This is a genomic window from Microbacterium sp. Bi128 (assembly GCF_918698205.1).
On record NZ_CAKKMM010000360.1, the window covers coordinates 1 to 4,409 of the forward strand.

The 4,409-nt window shown below is 69.3% G+C and carries 5 protein-coding genes; all 5 read right to left on the minus strand.

From position 1 onward, the window contains the following. Positions 1-507: lyase family protein (locus LQV45_RS18970; RefSeq protein WP_253074578.1), on the minus strand; the 507-nt coding region annotated here is incomplete at its 3' end. A 5-nt stretch (positions 508-512) separates the two neighbouring features. Continuing rightward, a complete protein-coding gene (locus tag LQV45_RS18975) occupies positions 513-1,718 on the minus strand; it encodes an argininosuccinate synthase (RefSeq protein WP_028277269.1) in 1,206 nt (401 codons plus the stop codon). 107 nt (positions 1,719-1,825) lie between these two features. After that, entirely contained in the window at positions 1,826-2,356 is a 531-nt protein-coding gene (locus LQV45_RS18980; RefSeq protein ID WP_079551248.1) for an arginine repressor, read from the minus strand. After that, positions 2,356-3,381, minus strand: a complete 1,026-nt coding sequence (argF, locus tag LQV45_RS18985; RefSeq protein WP_374208247.1) for an ornithine carbamoyltransferase — start codon at positions 3,379-3,381, stop codon at positions 2,356-2,358. Before argF ends, LQV45_RS18980 begins: the two co-directional genes overlap by 1 nt. Beyond that, the coding region (locus tag LQV45_RS18990) for an aminotransferase class III-fold pyridoxal phosphate-dependent enzyme (protein ID WP_230008350.1) at positions 3,378-4,409 on the minus strand (1,032 nt) is incomplete at its 5' end. The genes LQV45_RS18990 and argF, both read right to left, overlap by 4 nt.

The following is a 4,409-nucleotide window of genomic DNA, read 5'->3' on the forward strand; positions in this document are numbered from 1 at the left end:
CTGCAGGTGGGTGCGGCCGGGCATGGCCACGCCCTGGTGCGCCTTGGCCTGGTCCACGAGTGCGTCAATCGTGGCGAGCACGCCGCGGGCGATGATCCGGGCGTGGTCGCGCAGGAACATCCGCCCCAGGGTGGCCACCTGGTCGTTGCGGGACCGGCCGGCGCGGAGCTTGCCGCCGAGCTGGGTACCGGCGCGCTCGATCAGGCCACGCTCGAGCGAACCGTGCACGTCCTCATCGGACTCGGCCGGCAGGTAGGCGCCGGAGGCGACGTCCTCATCCAGCTGCGTCAGGGCGGCCAGCATGCCGTCCAGTTCGGCGTCGTCCAGCAGCCCGGCCTTGTGCAGCACGCGGGCGTGCGCCTTGGACCCGGCGATGTCGTAGCGGGCCAGCCGCCAGTCGAAGTGCGTGGACTTGCTCAGCGCGGCGAGGGCGTCCGCTGGGCCGCCGGCGAACCGGCCGCCCCACAGCGCTCCCGTATTTGTAGCCTCAGACTTTTGCTCAGCCACAGGGGCTACTCTCCTGCGACGCGGATGTCGCGGCCGGAGGCAACCTTGGCGGACATGCCCCACAGTTCGATGAAGCCGCGCGCCATCGACTGGTCGAACGTGTCGCCGGTGTCGTATGTGGCAAGGTCGAAGTCGTAGAGCGAGGTCTCGGAGCGGCGTCCGTTGACGATCGCCTGGCCGCCGTGCAGCACCATGCGGATGTCGCCGGAGACGTACTTCTGGGTGTCCTCGATGAAGGCGTCGAGGGAGCGCTTGAGCGGCGAGAACCACTGGCCGTCGTAGACCAACTCGGCCCAGCGCTGGCCGACGGTCGCCTTGAAGCGGGCCTGCTCGCGCTCGATCGTGATGTCTTCGAGGTGCTTGTGCGCGGTGATGAGCGCCATGGCGCCCGGTGCCTCGTAGATCTCGCGGGACTTGATGCCCACGAGGCGGTCCTCGACGACGTCGATCCGGCCCACGCCCTGGGCACCGGCGCGGCGGTTGAGTTCCTTGATGGCCTGCAGCGGGGTGACCTTGACGCCGTCGATCGCGACCGGCACGCCGGCCTCGAAGGAGATGGTGACCTCATCCGGTGCCGGCGGGAATTCCGGGGTGGCGGTGTAGTCGTAGATGTCCTTGGTGGGGGCGTTCCAGATGTCCTCGAGGTAGCCGGTTTCGACGGCGCGGCCCCAGACGTTCTGGTCGATCGAGTACGGGTTCTTTTTGGTGGTCTCGATCGGCAGTCCCTTTTCCTCGGCGAAGGCGATGGCCTTGTCGCGGGTCAGGGCGAGATCACGGACCGGGGCGATGCACTTCAGGTCCGGGCCCAGGGTCTGGATGCCGACTTCGAAGCGGACCTGGTCGTTGCCCTTGCCGGTGCAGCCGTGGGCGACGGTGGTGGCGCCGAATTCGCGGGCGGCCTTGACCAGGTGCTTGACGATCACCGGGCGGGAGATGGCGGAGACCAGCGGGTAGTGGCCCTGGTAGAGGGCGTTGGCCTTCAGCGTGGGCACGCAGTACTCGTTGGCGAACTCGTCGCTGGCGTCGGCGACGTAGGCCTCGACGGCGCCGCAGCCCAGCGCGCGCTGGCGGATGGTCTCCAGCGATTCGCCGCCCTGTCCGACGTCGACCGCCACGGCGATGACCTCGGCGCCGGTGGCTTCACCGATCCAGCCGATGGCTACGGAAGTATCCAGGCCACCGGAGTAGGCCAGAACAATACGCTCAGTCACGGAAATGCTCCTTAGTTGTTTGGTGATGCATTAAGTCTGGGAAAAGCTCTGTTGCAAGCCTGTCACACACCCGGGTGCCCGGTCCTGTGAAGGGCTCATGGTGTGGCTTATTGGCCGGCTTCCTCGGCGAACTGCAGGAAGCGTGCGGCGATGTCCGCGCCGCCCAGGGGGTCCCGGGTGACAAGCAGGACGGTGTCGTCCCCAGCGATGGTGCCCAGGATCGAGGGCATTACCGAGTGGTCGATGGCGAGGGCCAGGAAGTTCGCGGCGCCCGGCGGGGTCCGAAGCACCACGAGGTTGGCGGAGGCCTCGGCGGTGACGAGCAGTTCCCCGCACAACCGGGTCAGCCGGGCGTCGAGGATTTCCTGCGTGACGCCGCTCTTGGCCGCCCGCTCGCCGCCCTCCCCCGGGACGGCGTAGACCAGCACGCCGTCCTTGCCGCGGACCCGGACGGCGCCGAGTTCCACGAGGTCGCGTGACAGCGTGGCCTGGGTGACCTGGACGCCGTCGTCCGCGAGCAGCGCCGCGAGCTCTGCCTGGGAACGGACAGATTCGCCCGTGAGAATCGCCGTGATCCGCGCCTGCCGGGCTGTCTTGGTGGCCGGGCTGGCCCCAGGAGAGGCTGGCTGGACGGACATCAGGCCGGTCCGCCCACCGGTGCCGGACCATCGAGTGGCGCCAGACCGTCAACCACTGCCAGACCGGAGCGGTGCATGAGCCAGGCCATGAGTGCCTTCTGCGCGTGCAGCCGGTTTTCGGCCTCGTCCCAGACCACCGACTGCGGGCCGTCAATGACGTCCGCGGCGATCTCGTAGCCCCGGTAGGCCGGGAGGCAGTGCAGCACGACGGCGTCCGGCGCCGCGAGCTTCATCGCGTCGGCATCCACGGAATAGGCGCGGAACAGCTTCATCCGCGCTTCCTTCTCCGCCTCCTGGCCCATGGACACCCACGTGTCGGTCGCGACGACGTCGGCGCCCAGGAGCGCTTCGGCGGGGTCCACCGTCACCAGCACCGAGCCGCCGGTCTCCGCGGCACGGTCCTCGGCGGCGGCGATGATCTCCGGCGACGGCAGGTAGCCCTCCGGTCCGGCGATGCGGACGTTCATGCCCGCCGTCACGCCGGCCAGCAGGTAGGAGTTGGCCATGTTGTTGGCCGAGTCGCCCAGGTAGGCCATGGTCAGGCCCTGGAGCGAGCCCTTGTGCTCCTTGACGGTCAGCAGATCGGCCAGGAGCTGGCATGGGTGGTAGTCATCGCACAGGGCGTTGATGACCGGAACGCGGGAGTTCTCAGCCATGGCGACGAGCCCGGCATGCGCGCCGGTGCGCCACACAATGGTGGAGACCATGCGTTCGAGCACCCTGGCAGTGTCCTCGACCGATTCTTTGTGCCCGATCTGCGCCTCGCCGGGGTTGATGATGAGCGCGTTGCCGCCCATGTCCGCGATGCCGGTGGCGAAGGAGACCCTGGTCCGGGTGGAGGTCTTGTCGAAGATGACTGCCACCGTCCGGCGGCCGTTGCCGTCTGCGGCGAAGGGCTGCACGCTGTAGGGCGCGGCCTTCATCCGGACGGCGAGCTCGAGGACCTCGGCCTGCTCGGCCGGGCTGAGGTCCGTGTCCTTGAGGAAATGGCGGGTGGGCACTGAGGCGGTCACGGCGGCGGTCACTTGGCGTCCTTTGCAGCGTTGGTCTTGGCGGTCTCGAGCAGTGCCGGCAGGGCGGCCAGGAAAAGGTCTGCCTGCTCGGTGGTCAGGATCAGCGGGGGCGCCAGCCGGATGGTGCGCGGGCCCGGGCTGTTGACGATGAACCCGGCGTCGAGGCCGGCGGCCACGACGCCCGGGGCGACGTCGGCGTCGAGGTCGAAGCCGATCAGCAGCCCCTCGCCGCGGACCTCTGTCACGCCGGCGATTCCGGCGAGGCCGGCGCGCAGATGCTCCCCCAGGTTCCGGACGTGGGCCAGGATGTCCTGGTTTTCCAGGACGTGCAGGGTGGCGAGGGCGGCGGCGGTGGCCACCGGGTTGCCGCCGAATGTCGTCCCGTGCTGGCCGGCGGTCAGCAGAGCAGACGTTTCCGGGCCGAACGTGACGAGCGCGCCGACCGGGAAACCGCCGCCCAGGCCCTTGGCGAGGGTCACGGCGTCGGGCACGATTCCGGCGTCCTCGCTGGCCAGCCACTTGCCGGTGCGGCCGATGCCGGTCTGGACCTCGTCGAGGATCAGCAGGGCGCCCGCCGCGCTCGTGGCCTCGCGGGCCGCCTTGAGGTAGCCGGCAGGCAGCGGCCGGACGCCGGCCTCACCCTGGATCGGTTCGAGGAAGACGGCAGCGGTGGTCTCATCAATGGCGGCGCGGAGGGCCTCGATGTCACCGAACGGGACATGCACGACGCCGCCGGGCAGCGGCGCGAACGGCGCCCGGTAGGCCTCCTTGGAGGTCAGCGCGAGGGCGCCCATGGTGCGCCCGTGGAAGGCGCCTTCGAGCGCGATGATCTTGGTGCGCGGCTTCGCTGTTTTTTCCGCGACAGTATTCTCCGCGGCCGCGGACTGGCTGGCGCCACTGTTACGGCGCGCCAGCTTGAAGGCCGCCTCGACGGCTTCGGTGCCGGAGTTGGCGAAGAACACCTTGGAGCCGGCCGGGGCCTTGGACAGTTCCAGCAGCTTCTCGGCCAGGGCGATCTGGGTGGGGCTCTGTCTCTTATA

What these genes read in the sequence shown, in the direction of transcription:
- LQV45_RS18980 (WP_079551248.1), bottom strand. Translation starts at nt 2,356, where the DNA reads ATGTCCGTCCAGCCAGCCTCTCCTGGGGCCAGCCCGGCCACCAAGACA.